The organism is Escherichia sp. MOD1-EC4550, assembly GCF_963876935.1.
GTDB classification, from domain to species: domain Bacteria; phylum Pseudomonadota; class Gammaproteobacteria; order Enterobacterales; family Enterobacteriaceae; genus Escherichia; species Escherichia coli_F.
The window spans coordinates 1-17,018 of sequence record NZ_CAWNSE010000028.1 but is presented as its reverse complement, the minus strand read 5'-3'; the positions used below and the strand labels follow the sequence as shown (position 1 = coordinate 17,018).

The 17,018-nt window shown below is 51.9% G+C and carries 14 protein-coding genes and 1 other RNA gene; 8 read left to right on the top strand and 7 right to left on the bottom strand.

From position 1 onward, the window contains the following. Positions 1 to 39: 39 nt before the first annotated feature. The 3 genes from AACU19_RS18970 to chaA form a co-directional block, all read right to left on the bottom strand. Positions 40 to 147 (bottom strand): type I toxin-antitoxin system toxin Ldr family protein, encoded by a 108-nt coding sequence (locus AACU19_RS18970; protein WP_000170965.1) that lies wholly within the window; start codon positions 145 to 147, stop codon positions 40 to 42. A 445-nt stretch (positions 148 to 592) separates the two neighbouring features. Continuing rightward, positions 593 to 682: a type I toxin-antitoxin system toxin Ldr family protein gene (locus tag AACU19_RS18965; RefSeq protein WP_123057673.1), complete on the bottom strand. Its 90-nt coding sequence runs from the start codon at positions 680 to 682 to the stop codon at positions 593 to 595. Between the two features lie 405 nt (positions 683 to 1,087). Beyond that, a complete protein-coding gene (gene chaA, locus AACU19_RS18960) occupies positions 1,088 to 2,188 on the bottom strand; it encodes a sodium-potassium/proton antiporter ChaA (protein ID WP_001306585.1) in 1,101 nt (366 codons plus the stop codon). 269 nt (positions 2,189 to 2,457) lie between these two features. On the opposite strand from chaA, the gene chaB reads away from it, so the two are divergent. Then, entirely contained in the window at positions 2,458 to 2,688 is a 231-nt protein-coding gene (chaB, locus tag AACU19_RS18955) for a putative cation transport regulator ChaB (RefSeq protein ID WP_001146444.1), read from the top strand. A 157-nt stretch (positions 2,689 to 2,845) separates the two neighbouring features. Then, positions 2,846 to 3,541, top strand: coding sequence for a glutathione-specific gamma-glutamylcyclotransferase (chaC, locus tag AACU19_RS18950; protein WP_001295621.1), 696 nt, complete (start codon positions 2,846 to 2,848; stop codon positions 3,539 to 3,541). Between the two features lie 42 nt (positions 3,542 to 3,583). Here chaC and ychN read toward each other — a convergent pair whose 3' ends face one another. Further along, on the bottom strand, positions 3,584 to 3,937 hold the full coding sequence (gene ychN / locus AACU19_RS18945; RefSeq protein WP_001169659.1) for a DsrE/F sulfur relay family protein YchN: 354 nt from the start codon (positions 3,935 to 3,937) through the stop codon (positions 3,584 to 3,586). Between the two features lie 185 nt (positions 3,938 to 4,122). Here ychN and ychO point away from each other — a divergent pair, with 185 nt between their 5' ends. Beyond that, positions 4,123 to 5,517: an inverse autotransporter invasin YchO gene (gene ychO / locus AACU19_RS18940; RefSeq protein WP_105279217.1), complete on the top strand. Its 1,395-nt coding sequence runs from the start codon at positions 4,123 to 4,125 to the stop codon at positions 5,515 to 5,517. Here the strand turns inward: ychO and narL are convergent, their stop codons facing one another. Next, the gene (gene narL, locus AACU19_RS18935) at positions 5,518 to 6,168 is read right to left on the bottom strand and encodes a two-component system response regulator NarL (RefSeq protein ID WP_000070482.1); all 651 of its coding nucleotides are present in this window, start codon (positions 6,166 to 6,168) and stop codon (positions 5,518 to 5,520) included. Further along, positions 6,161 to 7,957: a nitrate/nitrite two-component system sensor histidine kinase NarX gene (gene narX, locus AACU19_RS18930; RefSeq protein ID WP_000918048.1), complete on the bottom strand. Its 1,797-nt coding sequence runs from the start codon at positions 7,955 to 7,957 to the stop codon at positions 6,161 to 6,163. The genes narL and narX overlap by 8 nt, the downstream gene beginning before the upstream one ends. A gap of 338 nt (positions 7,958 to 8,295) precedes the next feature. On the opposite strand from narX, the gene narK reads away from it, so the two are divergent. From narK to narI, 5 genes are all read left to right on the top strand, one after another. Next, complete coding sequence (gene narK / locus AACU19_RS18925; RefSeq protein WP_000019836.1) at positions 8,296 to 9,687, top strand: nitrate transporter NarK; 1,392 nt, start codon at positions 8,296 to 8,298, stop codon at positions 9,685 to 9,687. Positions 9,688 to 10,079: 392 nt separating this feature from the next. Further along, positions 10,080 to 13,823 (top strand): nitrate reductase subunit alpha, encoded by a 3,744-nt coding sequence (locus AACU19_RS18920; protein WP_105279215.1) that lies wholly within the window; start codon positions 10,080 to 10,082, stop codon positions 13,821 to 13,823. After that, a complete protein-coding gene (narH, locus tag AACU19_RS18915; protein ID WP_000702650.1) occupies positions 13,820 to 15,358 on the top strand; it encodes a nitrate reductase subunit beta in 1,539 nt (512 codons plus the stop codon). The genes AACU19_RS18920 and narH overlap by 4 nt, the downstream gene beginning before the upstream one ends. Beyond that, positions 15,355 to 16,065: a nitrate reductase molybdenum cofactor assembly chaperone gene (narJ, locus tag AACU19_RS18910; RefSeq protein WP_105279214.1), complete on the top strand. Its 711-nt coding sequence runs from the start codon at positions 15,355 to 15,357 to the stop codon at positions 16,063 to 16,065. The genes narH and narJ overlap by 4 nt, the downstream gene beginning before the upstream one ends. Next, positions 16,065 to 16,742 carry a respiratory nitrate reductase subunit gamma gene (gene narI / locus AACU19_RS18905; protein WP_001160117.1) on the top strand — a complete coding sequence of 226 codons (678 nt, stop codon included), beginning with the start codon at positions 16,065 to 16,067 and terminating at the stop codon, positions 16,740 to 16,742. Before narJ ends, narI begins: the two co-directional genes overlap by 1 nt. A gap of 168 nt (positions 16,743 to 16,910) precedes the next feature. On the opposite strand, the gene AACU19_RS18900 is transcribed toward narI, so the two are convergent. Then, positions 16,911 to 17,018, bottom strand: a non-coding RNA gene (locus AACU19_RS18900) — RtT sRNA; the annotation flags it as partial.

Here is a 17,018-nt window from a genome sequence, read left to right as displayed (position 1 = left end):
GCATATTGCCATCACGGCAGCCTGACGCCCGTTTTCACCTTACTTCCGGTTACGCCACCAGCTGACAATCGCTGCGGTAATAATTCCCGCCAGGATCGGTGCTGCCAGGTCGTGCCAGAATGTCATGGCAAACTGCGCGAGCGTCATATAGCCGCCTTGTTGTAATGACAACATTTTGCGGCTATTCTTGAAGTGTCTGGTTTCAAGATTAGCCCCCGTTCTGTTGTCAGGTTGTACCTCTCAACGTGCGGGGGTTTTCTCTTTCCAGCAACCAATGCCACCAGGGATAGAGCCCCCGCAACATTGCGCCTCACCGGATAACTCCGGCTTGGTGTGGATACTACGTCTCAATTCATCTTCACTTCATCCCTGAAATGTTTGCAATGAAGAGTGCATTCCGGTTTTTCAACAGTTGTTACAATCGTTTCATGAGTGCTCTGGATGATGCTTCCAGCTCGGGTTGCCAATATTTACTTGCAGAAGAGATAAAGACAAAAAGGGCCGCAGGCTGTTACCCCTGCGGCCGGTTTCGGGCGCATATTGCCATCACGGCAGCCTGACGCCCGTTTTCACCTTACTTCCGGTTACGCCATCAGCTGACAATCACTGCGGTAATAATCCCCGCCAGGATCGGTGCCGCCAGGTCGTGCCAGAAAATCATGGCAAACTGCGCGAGCGTCATATAGCCGCCTTGTTGTAATGACAACATTTTGCGGCTATTCTTGAATTGTTGATGGTTCAAGATTAGCCCCCGTTCTGTTGTCAGGTTTTACCTCTCAACGTGCGGGGGTTTTCTCTTTCCAGCAACCAATGCCACCAGGGATAAAGCCCCCGCAACATTGCGCCTCACCGGATAACGCCGGCTTGGTGTGGATATTACGTCTCAATTCATCTTCACTTCATCCCTGAAATGTTTGCAATAAAGAGTACATTCCGGCTTTTCAACAGCTGTTGCAGTGGTTTCGTGCAGGTTGTGGTACAGGCTCGCAATTCTGATTAACGACCTGTTCAGGTAGTATGAAGAAATACAATAAGCAGGAATTTATATTATCTCCCCCGATTTCTGTCATCGGAGGAGATATAACTGTCAGGCAAATATCGTCATCAAATAGGCGGCAAACAGTGCCAGATGCGCTGCGCCATTGAGCACGTTAGTACGTCCGGTGGAGAAGGAGATATGGCACAGCACTAAAGAGGCCACCATCACCACCATTTCTGGCGCACCAAGTGCAAACTGCAATTCGTTACCCGTCATAAAGGCAATTAGCGTGACGACAGGTACGGTAAGCGAAATGGTTGCTAACACTGAACCAAAGAACAGATTCATCGCGCGCTGGACCTGGTTGTTCAACACTGCTTTTAACGCACCTAAACCTTCCGGCGACAGAATCAACAGAGCCACCAGGAAGCCAGTAAAGGCGACAGGGGCATTCATGCTGTCGAGCAATGTCTCCAGCGGGCTGGCGTTCATTTTGGTGACTGCAATAACGGCAATCAGATGGACAATCAACCAGATAGCATGCCACAGGCTGCTATGGGCAGACGGTTTACCGTGGTGCGGGTCGTCATCATCACTGTCATCTTCGTGCTCGTAGACAAATAAACTTTGATGCGTTTTGGTCTGGATCAGCAAAAATACGCCATACATTGCCGCAGAAATTAATGCTACCAGTAACGCCTGACCGGTTGAAAAATTCGCCACAGGCAAAGCCATTGGAAATACCAGTACGATTATCGCCAGGGGGAACAGCGCAATTAAATACTGCTTGATACCAAACAGATTCATATATTGGGTGGCAAACTTGCGTCCGCCCAACAATAATGAAAAGCCAACCAGCCCACCGGTAACAATCATAATGATTGAATAGAGCGTATCACGCATTAGCGTTGGCGCGGCGTCGCCGGTTGCCATTAAAGCTGAAATCAAACTGACTTCAAGAATAACCACTGAAAGGCTAAGAATAAGCGAACCGTAAGGTTCTCCCAGGCGATGGGCTAATACGTCCGCATGACGGACAACACTAAAGGCGCTACTTAAAATACCAATAAGAGCAAGAAGGTTGATGGCAATGACCACTGGTAGTGTCTGGCTGCTTCCCCACAGGAACAGCACTACCAGCGCCAGAACCGGGAAAATAAGCGAAGTCTCCTTGTGGCGGGTTTTTACCGCCTCTTGAGCATTTGACATTATGGTTATCCCTTTGCAGATGAATTTATCGAAAATGTAAAAAATAGGTAGGAAAAATAACAGAAAGTGTCTGTATATCGGTAACATTTTACGAATTTTTACCCCGCTGTCGATTTTTTACTCATTGGGCCATAAAAATAAGCAATGCGTTTAGACAATGTTTGTTTTAGCGTTTCTTAAGAAGAGTCTGACATGAAAATTCTTATGTTTTGGCAAGAGTGGATATTGTTGACCACACTTAATGTTCAACTTTGTAAAAGGAGTCAACGATGCCGTATAAAACGAAAAGCGATCTGCCGGAAAGCGTAAAGCACGTGCTACCGTCTCATGCTCAGGATATCTATAAAGAAGCGTTCAACAGCGCATGGGATCAATATAAAGATAAAGAAGATCGGCGTGATGACGCCAGTCGCGAAGAAACCGCGCATAAAGTGGCCTGGGCTGCTGTGAAGCATGAATATGCCAAAGGGGATGATGATAAATGGCATAAAAAATCGTAAAACTGGTAGCTTAGTTAAAGCTATTCGTGCGGTGTTGCCTTGCAAGTGGTCCGTGGATTGCATATTGTCCCGTTAATGGTTTCAAAATGAGCAGTAAAAATGTCCGGAAGACACCAAAAAGTTGTCGCAGGGAAGTATGCAGTGGCGGAGGTGTAAGGTGATAACGCGTGATTTCTTGATGAATGCCGATTGTAAAACGGCATTTGGTGCCATTGAAGAATCACTCTTATGGTCAGCAGAGCAACGGGCGGCTTCGCTGGCGGCGACGCTGGCTTGTCGACCTGATGAGGGACCGGTGTGGATCTTCGGTTATGGATCGTTGATGTGGAATCCAGCACTGGAGTTTACCGAGTCGTGCACCGGTACACTGGTTGGATGGCATCGCGCGTTTTGCCTGCGCCTGACCGCCGGGCGCGGGACTGCGCACCAGCCGGGACGGATGCTTGCACTGAAAGAGGGCGGACGCACCACAGGCGTCGCCTATCGACTGCCAGAAGAGACGCTGGAGCAGGAACTAACACTGTTGTGGAAGCGCGAGATGATTACCGGCTGTTATCTGCCAACCTGGTGTCAGCTTGATCTTGATGATGGACGCACAGTAAACGCCATTGTGTTTATTATGGACCCGCGACATCCAGAATATGAATCAGACACTCGCGCTCAGGTCATCGCGCCGTTGATTGCGGCGGCGAGCGGTCCACTGGGAACCAACGCACAATACCTGTTTTCACTGGAACAGGAGCTTATCAAACTGGGAATGCAGGACGATGGGCTGAATGATTTGCTGGTATCGGTAAAAAAACTGCTGGCGGAGAATTATCCGGATGGTGTGTTACGGCCGGGATTCGCCTGAGTAAACTTCCCTCTAGTGGGGCGTCAGACGCCCCCTCAAACATTAAAATGTGAGCACTTTATCGGCTGACAGCGTCCATTGCGCCAGTTCCACAAGAGTACCGATTTCCACCCCATCAATCAGAGGAAGTGTACTAATCCCGCGCCCGTCGGTACAGGTTTTGCACAATTTCACCGGTACATTCTGAGCGGTAAGGATCTCCAGCATTTGCTGAATGTTGTAGCCTTCCCCTGGTTTTTGCCCGCGCAACCCGGCTGTGACCGCATCAGACATCAGGAACAGACGCAGATCCAGATTGTTCTCCTGCTCTCGTAACGCAATGGCCAGCCGCAAGCTGTTAAACAAGGATTCGCTCCCGTAAGGTGCGCCATTGGCAACGATCACGATTTTTTGCATTATTTACTCCTGTATTCAGGGAATTAGACACTGATCTTCTATCTTACTGCTTCTGCAGCGTCTGACCAATCGGTCACATTTTTAAGGATTTTCCTGAAAGCGCGAGAAAATACGACAAAAGTTGCCAGTAATCGTTATTCTTTAAGGCTATGGTTTTTCATTTTTTACCGGAAGTTACCGACGTTTTGAGCCGTTTCGTTCCTCGCATTATTCCGTTTTATTTACTCTTGCTGGCGGCAGGCGGTACAGCTAACGCACAATCTACCTTCGAGCAAAAAGCGGCAAATCCCTTTGATAATAACAATGATGGTCTGCCGGATTTAGGCATGGCTCCCGAAAATCATGATGGGGAAAAACACTTTGCTGAAATTGTGAAAGATTTCGGCGAAACCAGTATGAATGATAACGGGCTGGATACTGGCGAGCAGGCAAAAGCTTTCGCATTGGGAAAAGTCCGCGACGCGCTTAGTCAACAGGTTAATCAGCACGTAGAGTCCTGGCTATCACCGTGGGGAAATGCCAGTGTTGACGTCAAAGTAGATAACGAAGGTCATTTCACCGGCAGTCGCGGAAGTTGGTTTGTGCCTTTACAGGATAATGATCGTTATCTCACCTGGAGCCAGCTGGGTCTTACTCAGCAGGATGATGGGCTGGTGAGCAATCTTGGAGTTGGGCAACGCTGGGCGCGCGGCAACTGGCTGGTGGGGTATAACACCTTTTATGACAACTTGCTGGACGAAAATCTTCAGCGAGCAGGCCTTGGCGCCGAAGCGTGGGGCGAATATTTGCGGCTATCAGCAAACTATTATCAGCCGTTTGCTACATGGCATGAACAGACAGCCATACAAGAACAAAGGATGGCGCGCGGGTACGATCTGACGGCCCGGATGCGCATGCCGTTCTATCAACACCTCAATACCAGCGTCAGCGTAGAACAGTATTTTGGTGATCGCGTTGATTTATTTAACTCTGGTACGGGTTATCACAATCCCGTCGCATTGAGTCTGGGATTAAATTACACCCCTGTGCCCTTAGTCACGGTGACGGCCCAGCATAAACAGGGTGAAAGCGGCGAGAATCAAAATAACCTCGGGCTGAATCTTAACTACCGTTTTGGTGTACCACTCAAAAAACAACTTTCTGCGGGCGAGGTTGCCGAAAGTCAGTCGTTACGTGGTAGTCGCTATGATAATCCGCAGCGAAATAATCTACCGACTCTTGAGTACCGACAGCGAAAAACGTTAACGGTGTTTCTGGCGACACCGCCGTGGGATCTAAAACCTGGCGAAACAGTGCCGCTGAAATTACAAATCCGCAGTCGTTATGGTATTCGGCAACTGATTTGGCAGGGCGATACGCAGATATTAAGTTTGACGCCGGGCGCACAAGCCAACAGCGCGGAGGGCTGGACGCTGATCATGCCTGACTGGCAAAACGGGAAAGGGGCAAGCAATCACTGGCGATTGTCGGTGGTGGTGGAAGATAACCAGGGGCAGCGTGTCTCCTCCAATGAGATCACGCTAACGCTTGTCGAACCGTTCGACGCATTGTCGAACGACGAACTGCGCTGGGAACCGTAATCAGAAAATGCGCTCCTGATGCACCCATACCGCTGCTTCCACGCGAGACTTGAGCTTCATTTTCTTCAGCATGTGCTTGACGTGCACTTTTACTGTGCTTTCGGTGATATCCAGGCGGCGGGCAATCATCTTGTTTGGCAAACCCTGGGCAATCAGCTTGAGAATGTCGCGCTCGCGTGGGGTTAACTGGTTAACATCGCGTTCAGTAGTGGCACGGTTAGCGCGCAAGCTGGCGGCCAGAACAGGCGTTAATGCTTCGCTTAATACCATTTCGCCAGCAGCTGCCTGATGCAATGCTTTCAGCAGATCTTCCGGTTCCATATCTTTTAACAGATAGCCATCCGCGCCGCGTTTCAGTGCGGTGACCACATCTTCTTCATGGTTAGAGACGCTGAATACCACAATGCGCCCGGAGAGGGACTTTTCGCGCAGTTTATCCAGCGTTTCCAGACCGTTCATGCCGGGCATATTGAGATCTAACAAGATCAAATCGGGATCAAGAGACTCCGCCAGTTCAATACCCTGTTCGCCATTACTCGCTTCGCCAACCACGGTGATATCTGGTGCCATACTGATAAGCTGTTTTACGCCAGTTCGCAGCATCGGGTGATCGTCGATCAGCAGGATAGTAGCCAGTTCCTGATTACTCATGGGTATCTCCTTGGACGTCTGTGAAAGTTTTTTCGGGAATAAAGGTGACCACCACTTCGGTGCCACCTGATTCACGACGGCGGACGCGGCAATCGCCCCGTAAACTTTGCGCACGGTCGCGCATTATTATCATGCCGTAGTGATTGCTGCGGATGGCATTTTCAGGCACGCCGCAGCCGTTATCCTGGACGGTCAGTTTGACCTGATTATCGTTTTGCGCCACTGTCACCACGACCTCACTCGCTTGCGAATGTTTGAGGGCGTTACTTAATGCCTCACGGGCAATTTGCAACAGATGGATTGCCTGATGCGAAGGCACCAGACGAGGCGGCAATTGATAATCCAGCTTCACCGGGAAGCCAAACCTGGCGCTGTACTCTTCGCAACTCGCCTCCAGCGCCGGACGTAATCCAGGCTCGGTGAGCTGCAAGCGGAATGTGGTGAGCAATTCACGCAACTGCGCCCAGGATGCATTCAGTTCGTTACGGATCTGACTTAACAGTTCGCGGCTGCTTTCTGGCAGCGCATCGCCCTGCATCTGTAAACAACTCACCTGCATCTTCATGCAAGAGAGAGATTGGGCAATAGAATCATGCAGTTCGCGCGCAATGGTGGCACGCTCTTCCATCACGATCAACTGTTGCTGACGTTCCTGATGGCGATCCAGCGCAAGCGTGGCGGTGAGTTGTTCAACCAGGGTATCCACCAGTTGTTGTTGATCATGACTAAGATGACGCCCCTGCGGCAGGGTTGCCAGCAAAATACCGTACTGCGTATGAGAGTCAGCCAGCCGCCACTTCAGGGTTGTGCCGCGATCGCCAACGGGGAGTACACCGCGCGGGCAGAGCTGACAGCCTTTATCATCGCAGGTCATATCTGGCTGGCAGGTAAACTCCTGATGATTCTCTTCATCATCAGTGTCATACACCCGCAGTTCGATATCACGTAGCAGGGTTAAATTCTGTAAGCCGTTGAGTACAGGTGACAGGCGTTCACACAGCGGGGCGCGGGAATGCAAACGGCGGTTGGCCTGCCATAAAAAAGAGAGGATCTGATTTTTATGTTCCAGCCCGGCGGTTTTCTCCTGAACCCGCTGCTCAAGTACGGCGTAACTTTCCGCCAGTTCTGCAGACATATTGTTCAACGCAGTTCCAAGCATAGCCATTTCGTTGCGCCCGCTGATGTTCGCGCGTTGGGTAAAATCGCGATGGCTGACGGCACTCGCCATTGCCAACAACTGCCGCCACGGTTGTAGCAGTCGCGCCCGCAACCAGATAATAGTGAACACCAGTAAAAGTGCCATAAATACCGCCATTACCCGATGGACCAGCACCACTGTCTCAATGCGCATTTCCGTGGTGCGGTCAAAACCAGATACCAGTTGATCAAGCCCGGCAACAAACTGGCTGACATCCGCTGACACCGTTTTGCGGTTTTGTGCACGCAGCAGCGCAGGGATCAGTTCATTACGCCAGTAATCTTGTAAACCCTGTAGTTGCGCCAGTTGTCCGTCTCGTTCTGCTGCTCGGGTTAACTCGGCGCTAAATGCCGTTTGTTCCATCTCTTTAATTAAGGGCTTGTCTTTCTCGCTTAATGGCACTGCCGCCAACAGACGGTAACTTTGCATGCGCAGCGATCCCGCTTTGTTGATCGCATGGGCGCTGCCCTGAACGCCTTGCACCAGCCAGCCAGAAACCGCCATCCCCGCCAGTCCAATAGCAGTAGAAAGCAACACAATAAGCGCAACCTGATTAACCAGGGTGAGCGGAGAGAGACAACGTTTAAGCATGCAAACCTCTTCCTTCAGGCTTTAAATGAGCAATAACCTTAATGAATGTGACGATACATTCTGGAATGGCAGTATTCTCGGCTATTGGCTGAAGTATACCCATACCCGGAAAGAGTTACTCCTTATTTGCCGCGTGGTAAGTCGCTTTACATCGGTAAGGGTAGGGATTTTACAGCACCGTGAAAAATCTCATAATTTTTATGAAATCACTGTACTCACTATGGGTAATGATAAATATCAATGATAGATAAAGTTATCTTATCGTTTGATTTACATCAAATTGCCTTTAGCTACAGACACTAAGGTGGCAGACATCGAAACGAGTATCAGAGGTGTCTATGAGTCACTCATCCGCCCCCGAAAGGGCTACTGGAGCTGTCATTACAGATTGGCGACCGGAAGATCCTGCGTTCTGGCAACAACGCGGTCAACGTATTGCCAGCCGCAACCTGTGGATTTCCGTTCCCTGTCTGCTGCTGGCGTTTTGCGTATGGATGTTATTCAGTGCTGTTGCGGTGAACTTACCGAAAGTCGGTTTTAATTTTACGACCGATCAGCTATTTATGTTGACGGCGCTGCCTTCGGTTTCTGGCGCGTTGTTACGTGTTCCATACTCCTTTATGGTTCCTATCTTCGGTGGTCGTCGCTGGACGGCGTTCAGCACCGGTATTCTGATTATTCCTTGCGTCTGGCTGGGTTTTGCCGTGCAGGATACCTCCACGCCTTATAGCGTCTTCATCATCATCTCTCTGCTGTGCGGCTTTGCTGGCGCGAACTTCGCATCCAGTATGGCAAACATCAGCTTCTTCTTTCCGAAACAGAAGCAGGGTGGCGCGCTGGGTCTGAATGGTGGTCTGGGCAACATGGGCGTCAGCGTCATGCAGTTGGTTGCTCCGCTGGTGGTATCACTGTCGATTTTCGCAGTATTTGGTAGCCAGGGTGTCAAACAGCCGGATGGGACTGAGCTGTATCTGGCGAATGCGTCCTGGGTATGGGTGCCGTTCCTTGCCATCTTCACCATTGCGGCGTGGTTTGGCATGAACGATCTTGCTACCTCAAAAGCCTCCATCAAGGAGCAGTTGCCGGTACTCAAACGGGGTCATCTGTGGATTATGAGCCTGCTGTATCTGGCAACCTTCGGTTCCTTCATCGGCTTTTCCGCGGGCTTTGCGATGCTGTCAAAAACGCAGTTCCCGGATGTACAGATACTGCAATATGCATTCTTCGGGCCGTTTATTGGTGCGCTGGCGCGTTCTGCAGGTGGTGCATTATCTGACCGTCTGGGCGGAACTCGTGTCACACTGGTGAACTTTATCCTGATGGCGATTTTCAGCGGCCTGCTGTTCCTGACCTTACCGACTGATGGGCAGGGCGGAAGCTTTATGGCGTTCTTTGCTGTCTTCCTGGCACTGTTCCTGACCGCTGGGCTGGGTAGCGGGTCCACCTTCCAGATGATTTCCGTGATCTTCCGTAAACTGACAATGGATCGCGTGAAAGCAGAAGGGGGTTCTGACGAACGTGCGATGCGTGAAGCGGCAACCGACACGGCGGCGGCGCTGGGTTTCATCTCTGCGATTGGCGCGATTGGTGGCTTCTTTATCCCGAAAGCGTTCGGTAGCTCGCTGGCATTAACGGGTTCGCCAGTCGGCGCAATGAAAGTATTTTTGATTTTCTATATCGCCTGCGTGGTGATTACCTGGGCGGTATACGGTCGGCATTCTAAAAAATAAATCGTAATATTTGATTATCCTTTGCGCGACATAATGTCGCGCTTTTTTTACTTGTTGTTTAGTTACAACATTCTTATGAGGTGTGGCTTATTTCGCCGGATTGCATTAAGAGCCATTAATATGTTACCCATGGGGAATACTCCTTAATACCCATCTGCATAAAATTCTTAATAGTTTAAATAACTACAGGTATAAAATGCCTTAATTTACAGTCTTTTATGCTGTAACTGTTAATTATCCTAAAGGGGTATCTTAGGAATTTACTTTATTTTTCATCCCCATCACTCTTGATCGTTATCAATTCCCACGCTGTTTCAGAGCGTTACCTTGCCCTTAAACATTAGCAATGTCGATTTATCAGAGGGCCGACAGGCTCCCACAGGAGAAAACCGATGAGTAAATTCCTGGACCGGTTTCGCTACTTCAAACAGAAGGGTGAAACCTTTGCCGATGGGCATGGCCAGCTTCTCAATACCAACCGTGACTGGGAGGATGGATATCGCCAGCGTTGGCAGCATGACAAAATCGTCCGCTCTACCCATGGGGTAAACTGCACCGGCTCCTGCAGCTGGAAAATCTACGTTAAAAACGGTCTGGTGACCTGGGAAACCCAGCAAACTGACTATCCGCGTACCCGTCCGGATCTGCCAAACCATGAACCTCGCGGCTGCCCGCGCGGTGCCAGCTACTCCTGGTATCTCTATAGCGCCAACCGTCTGAAATATCCGATGATGCGCAAACGCCTGATGAAAATGTGGCGTGAAGCGAAGGCGCAGCATAGCGATCCGGTTGAGGCATGGGCTTCTATCATTGAAGACGCCGATAAAGCGAAAAGCTTTAAACAAGCGCGTGGACGTGGTGGTTTTGTTCGTTCTTCCTGGCAGGAAGTGAACGAACTGATCGCCGCATCTAACGTTTACACCATCAAAAACTACGGCCCGGACCGTGTCGCTGGCTTCTCGCCAATTCCGGCAATGTCGATGGTTTCTTACGCATCGGGTGCGCGCTATCTCTCGCTGCTTGGTGGTACCTGCTTAAGTTTCTACGACTGGTACTGCGACCTGCCTCCTGCATCTCCACAAACCTGGGGTGAGCAGACTGACGTACCAGAATCCGCTGACTGGTACAACTCCAGCTACATCATCGCCTGGGGCTCTAACGTGCCGCAGACCCGTACCCCGGATGCTCACTTCTTTACTGAAGTGCGCTACAAAGGCACCAAAACCGTTGCTGTCACGCCGGACTACGCTGAAATCGCCAAACTGTGCGATCTGTGGCTGGCACCGAAGCAGGGCACCGACGCAGCAATGGCGCTGGCGATGGGCCACGTGATGCTGCGTGAATTCCACCTCGACAACCCAAGCCAGTATTTCACCGACTATGTGCGTCGTTATACCGACATGCCAATGCTGGTGATGCTGGAAGAGCGCGACGGTTACTACGCTGCGGGTCGTATGCTGCGCGCTGCCGATCTGGTGGATGCACTGGGCCAGGAAAACAATCCGGAATGGAAAACAGTCGCCTTCAATACCAATGGCGAAATGGTTGCACCGAACGGTTCTATTGGCTTCCGCTGGGGCGAGAAGGGCAAATGGAATCTTGAGCAGCGCGACGGCAAAACCGGCGAAGAAACTGAGCTACAACTGAGCCTGCTGGGTAGCCAGGATGAGATCGCTGAAGTGGGCTTCCCATACTTTGGTGGCGACGGCACGGAACACTTCAACAAAGTGGAACTGGAAAACGTGCTGCTGCACAAGCTGCCGGTAAAACGCCTGCAACTGGCTGATGGCAGCACTGCACTGGTGACGACCGTTTATGATCTGACGTTGGCAAACTACGGTCTGGAACGTGGTCTGAACGACGTTAACTGCGCAACCAGCTATGACGACGTGAAAGCCTACACCCCTGCGTGGGCCGAGCAGATTACCGGCGTTTCTCGCAGCCAGATTATCCGCATTGCCCGTGAATTTGCTGACAACGCTGATAAGACCCACGGTCGTTCAATGATCATCGTTGGTGCTGGTCTGAACCACTGGTATCACCTTGATATGAACTATCGCGGTCTGATCAACATGCTAATTTTCTGCGGTTGTGTCGGTCAGAGCGGTGGCGGCTGGGCGCACTATGTAGGTCAGGAAAAACTGCGTCCGCAAACCGGCTGGCAGCCGCTGGCGTTTGCCCTTGACTGGCAGCGTCCGGCGCGTCACATGAACAGCACCTCTTATTTCTATAACCACTCCAGCCAGTGGCGTTATGAAACTGTGACCGCAGAAGAGTTGCTGTCGCCGATGGCGGATAAATCCCGCTATACCGGACATCTGATCGACTTCAACGTCCGTGCAGAACGCATGGGCTGGCTGCCGTCTGCGCCGCAGTTAGGCACTAACCCGCTAACTATCGCTCGCGAAGCGGAAAAAGCGGGCATGAATCCGGTGGATTACACCGTGAAATCCCTGAAAGAGGGTTCTATCCGTTTTGCGGCAGAACAACCAGAAAACGGTAAAAACCACCCGCGTAACCTGTTCATCTGGCGTTCTAACCTGCTCGGTTCTTCCGGTAAAGGTCATGAGTTTATGCTCAAGTACCTGCTGGGGACGGAGCACGGTATCCAGGGTAAAGATCTGGGGCAGCAGGGCGGCGTGAAGCCGGAAGAAGTGGACTGGCAGGACAACGGTCTGGAAGGCAAGCTGGATCTGGTGGTGACGCTGGACTTCCGTCTGTCGAGCACCTGTCTCTATTCCGACATCATTTTGCCGACGGCGACCTGGTACGAAAAAGACGACATGAATACTTCGGATATGCATCCGTTTATTCACCCGCTGTCTGCGGCGGTCGATCCGGCCTGGGAAGCGAAAAGCGACTGGGAAATCTACAAAGCCATCGCGAAGAAATTCTCCGAAGTGTGCGTTGGTCATCTGGGCAAAGAAACCGACATCGTTACGCTGCCGATCCAGCACGACTCTGCCGCTGAACTGGCGCAGCCGCTGGATGTGAAAGACTGGAAAAAAGGCGAATGCGACCTGATTCCAGGTAAAACTGCACCGCACATTATGGTCGTAGAGCGCGATTATCCGGCAACTTACGAACGCTTTACCTCTATCGGCCCGCTGATGGAGAAAATCGGTAACGGCGGTAAAGGGATTGCCTGGAACACCCAGAGCGAGATGGATCTGCTGCGTAAGCTCAACTACACCAAAGCGGAAGGTCCGGCGAAAGGTCAGCCGATGCTCAACACCGCCATTGATGCGGCAGAGATGATCCTGACGCTGGCACCGGAAACCAACGGTCAGGTAGCCGTGAAAGCCTGGGCTGCCCTGAGCGAGTTTACCGGTCGTGACCATACGCATCTGGCGCTGAATAAAGAAGACGAGAAGATCCGCTTCCGTGACATTCAGGCGCAGCCGCGCAAAATCATCTCCAGCCCGACCTGGTCTGGCCTTGAAGATGAACATGTTTCTTACAACGCCGGTTACACCAACGTTCACGAGCTGATCCCGTGGCGCACACTCTCTGGCCGTCAGCAACTGTATCAGGATCATCAGTGGATGCGTGATTTCGGTGAAAGCCTGCTGGTTTATCGTCCGCCGATCGACACCCGTTCGGTGAAAGAAGTGATGGGCCAGAAATCTAACGGTAATCCGGAAAAAGCGCTCAACTTCCTGACACCGCACCAGAAATGGGGTATCCACTCCACCTATAGCGACAACCTGCTGATGCTGACTTTAGGTCGCGGTGGTCCGGTAGTCTGGTTGAGTGAAGCCGATGCCAAAGAGCTGGGTATCGCCGATAACGACTGGATTGAAGTCTTCAACAGCAACGGTGCACTGACTGCCCGTGCGGTTGTCAGCCAGCGTGTTCCGGCAGGGATGACCATGATGTACCACGCGCAGGAACGTATCGTTAACCTGCCTGGTTCAGAAATCACCAGTCAGCGCGGCGGTATTCATAACTCGGTCACCCGTATCACGCCGAAACCGACGCATATGATTGGCGGCTATGCCCATCTGGCATACGGCTTTAACTACTACGGCACTGTAGGTTCTAACCGCGATGAATTTGTTGTAGTGCGTAAGATGAAGAACATTGACTGGTTAGATGGCGAAGGCAATGACCAGGTACAGGAGAGCGTAAAATGAAAATTCGTTCACAAGTCGGCATGGTGCTGAATCTGGATAAGTGCATCGGTTGCCACACCTGTTCAGTGACCTGTAAAAACGTCTGGACCAGCCGTGAAGGCGTGGAATACGCGTGGTTCAACAACGTGGAAACCAAGCCGGGCCAGGGCTTCCCGACAGACTGGGAAAACCAGGAAAAATACAAAGGCGGCTGGATCCGAAAAATCAACGGCAAACTTCAGCCGCGTATGGGTAACCGCGCCATGCTGCTGGGTAAAATTTTCGCTAACCCGCATCTGCCGGGGATCGACGATTATTACGAGCCGTTCGATTTTGACTATCAGAACCTGCATACCGCGCCGGAAGGCAGCAAATCGCAGCCGATTGCCCGTCCACGTTCGCTGATTACCGGCGAACGGATGGCGAAAATCGAAAAAGGGCCAAACTGGGAAGATGACCTGGGCGGCGAGTTTGACAAACTGGCGAAAGACAAGAACTTCGACAACATCCAGAAGGCGATGTATAGCCAGTTCGAAAACACCTTCATGATGTATTTGCCACGCCTGTGCGAACACTGCCTGAACCCGGCATGTGTGGCGACCTGCCCGAGCGGTGCGATTTACAAGCGTGAAGAAGATGGCATCGTCCTGATCGACCAGGACAAATGCCGCGGCTGGCGTATGTGCATCACCGGATGCCCGTACAAAAAAATCTACTTCAACTGGAAGAGCGGTAAGTCTGAGAAGTGCATCTTCTGCTATCCGCGTATTGAAGCCGGTCAGCCGACGGTGTGCTCTGAAACCTGTGTCGGTCGTATCCGTTATCTTGGCGTGCTGTTGTACGATGCCGACGCGATTGAACGTGCGGCCAGCACCGAGAACGAGAAAGATCTCTACCAGCGTCAGCTGGACGTGTTCCTCGATCCGAACGATCCGAAAGTCATCGAGCAGGCGATTAAGGACGGTATTCCGCTGAGCGTTATTGAAGCCGCACAGCAGTCGCCGGTTTATAAAATGGCGATGGAATGGAAACTGGCGCTGCCGCTGCATCCGGAATATCGCACACTGCCGATGGTCTGGTACGTGCCGCCTCTGTCGCCGATTCAGTCTGCGGCAGATGCGGGCGAGCTGGGCAGCAACGGTATTTTGCCAGACGTCGAAAGCCTGCGTATCCCGGTACAGTATCTGGCGAATCTGCTGACCGCCGGTGATACCAAACCGGTACTGCGCGCGCTGAAACGTATGCTGGCGATGCGTCATTACAAACGTGCTGAAACCGTTGACGGTAAAGTTGATACCCGTGCGCTGGAAGAGGTCGGTCTGACCGAAGCTCAGGCACAGGAAATGTACCGTTATCTGGCAATTGCCAACTACGAAGATCGCTTTGTGGTGCCGAGCAGTCACCGTGAACTGGCGCGGGAAGCCTTCCCGGAGAAAAATGGCTGTGGCTTTACCTTTGGTGACGGCTGCCACGGTTCAGATACCAAATTCAATCTGTTCAACAGCCGCCGTATCGATGCCATCGACGTGACCAGTAAAACGGAGCCGCACCCATGATCGAACTCGTGATTGTATCGCGTCTCCTGGAATATCCGGATGCTGCCTTATGGCAGCATCAACAAGAGATGTTTGAGGCGATTGCTGCGTCGGAAAATCTGTCGAAAGAGGATGCCCATGCGCTGGGTATTTTCCTGCGCGATTTAACGGCGCTCGATCCGCTGGATGCTCAGGCCCAGTACAGCGAACTGTTCGACCGTGGCCGCGCCACGTCGTTGCTGCTGTTTGAGCATGTTCACGGTGAATCCCGCGATCGCGGCCAGGCAATGGTTGACTTGTTGGCACAGTATGAGCAGCACAGTTTGCAATTGAACAGCCGCGAATTACCGGATCATCTGCCGCTGTATCTGGAGTACCTGGCGCAGTTGCCGCAAAGCGAAGCCGTGGAAGGTTTGAAAGACATCGCGCCGATCCTGGCGTTGCTGAGCGCACGTCTGCAACAGCGTGAAAGCCGTTATGCCGTGCTGTTTGATCTGCTGCTGAAACTGGCGAATACCGCTATCGACAGCGACAAAGTGGCGGAAAAAATTGCCGACGAAGCGCGCGACGATACGCCACAGGCGCTGGATGCTGTCTGGGAAGAAGAGCAGGTTAAGTTCTTTGCTGACAAAGGTTGCGGTGATTCAGCAATCACTGCTCATCAGCGTCGCTTTGCCGGTGCCGTCGCGCCGCAATATCTGAATATCACCACCGGAGGACAGCACTAATGCAATTCCTGAATATGTTCTTCTTTGATATCTACCCGTACATAGCCGGGGCCGTCTTCCTGATTGGTAGCTGGCTGCGCTATGACTACGGGCAGTACACCTGGCGCGCGGCATCCAGCCAGATGCTGGATCGCAAAGGGATGAACCTGGCGTCGAACCTGTTCCATATCGGTATTCTGGGGATTTTTGTCGGCCACTTCTTCGGTATGCTGACGCCGCACTGGATGTATGAAGCGTGGTTGCCAATTGAAGTGAAACAGAAAATGGCGATGATTGCTGGTGGTGCCAGCGGCGTGCTGTGTCTGATTGGCGGCGTGCTGTTGCTAAAACGCCGCCTGTTCAGCCCGCGCGTGCGTGCAACGACTACCGGGGCGGACATCTTGATCCTGTCGCTGCTCGTTATCCAGTGCGCGTTGGGTCTGCTGACCATTCCGTTCTCCGCCCAGCATATGGACGGTAGCGAGATGATGAAACTGGTTGGCTGGGCGCAGTCGGTGGTGACCTTCCACGGTGGCGCTTCTCAACACCTTGATGGTGTGGCGTTTATCTTCCGTCTGCACCTGGTGCTGGGGATGACGTTATTCCTGCTGTTCCCGTTCTCGCGTCTGGTGCACATCTGGAGCGTACCGGTGGAGTATCTGACACGGAAATATCAGTTGGTGCGTGCTCGCCACTAAGTGAATTTTAGTTCACACAGACCCTGCTTCGGCGGGGTTTTTTTATGGGTACGCTGCGGAGTGATTCGCTTATCTGACCTACAGGGGAGGATATTGTAGGTCCGGTAAACGCGGTGCCACGGGGCAAATTAGCTTGAAGTAACAGGTTTTGAGTATTTAAGGGTGTGATGGTGGTGGGGAAGGATTACTCAGCGCTGCGCGCTTCGCCCTACGGGTCGTTGCCTGCGGCAATGCTCTCTCGCTGGCGCTCGAGTCGAACCTTAGTCGAAGCTTCTC

Coding starts and splice junctions, on each gene's coding strand:
- narX (WP_000918048.1), bottom strand. CDS start 7,957: ATGCTTAAACGTTGTCTCTCTCCGCTCACCCTGGTTAATCAGGTTGCG.
- AACU19_RS18920 (WP_105279215.1), top strand. CDS start 10,080: ATGAGTAAATTCCTGGACCGGTTTCGCTACTTCAAACAGAAGGGTGAA.
- narL (WP_000070482.1), bottom strand. CDS start 6,168: ATGAGTAATCAGGAACTGGCTACTATCCTGCTGATCGACGATCACCCG.
- AACU19_RS18965 (WP_123057673.1), bottom strand. CDS start 682: ATGACGCTCGCGCAGTTTGCCATGATTTTCTGGCACGACCTGGCGGCA.
- chaA (WP_001306585.1), bottom strand. CDS start 2,188: ATGTCAAATGCTCAAGAGGCGGTAAAAACCCGCCACAAGGAGACTTCG.
- AACU19_RS18970 (WP_000170965.1), bottom strand. CDS start 147: ATGACGCTCGCGCAGTTTGCCATGACATTCTGGCACGACCTGGCAGCA.
- narK (WP_000019836.1), top strand. CDS start 8,296: ATGAGTCACTCATCCGCCCCCGAAAGGGCTACTGGAGCTGTCATTACA.
- narI (WP_001160117.1), top strand. CDS start 16,065: ATGCAATTCCTGAATATGTTCTTCTTTGATATCTACCCGTACATAGCC.
- ychN (WP_001169659.1), bottom strand. CDS start 3,937: ATGCAAAAAATCGTGATCGTTGCCAATGGCGCACCTTACGGGAGCGAA.
- narH (WP_000702650.1), top strand. CDS start 13,820: ATGAAAATTCGTTCACAAGTCGGCATGGTGCTGAATCTGGATAAGTGC.
- chaB (WP_001146444.1), top strand. CDS start 2,458: ATGCCGTATAAAACGAAAAGCGATCTGCCGGAAAGCGTAAAGCACGTG.
- narJ (WP_105279214.1), top strand. CDS start 15,355: ATGATCGAACTCGTGATTGTATCGCGTCTCCTGGAATATCCGGATGCT.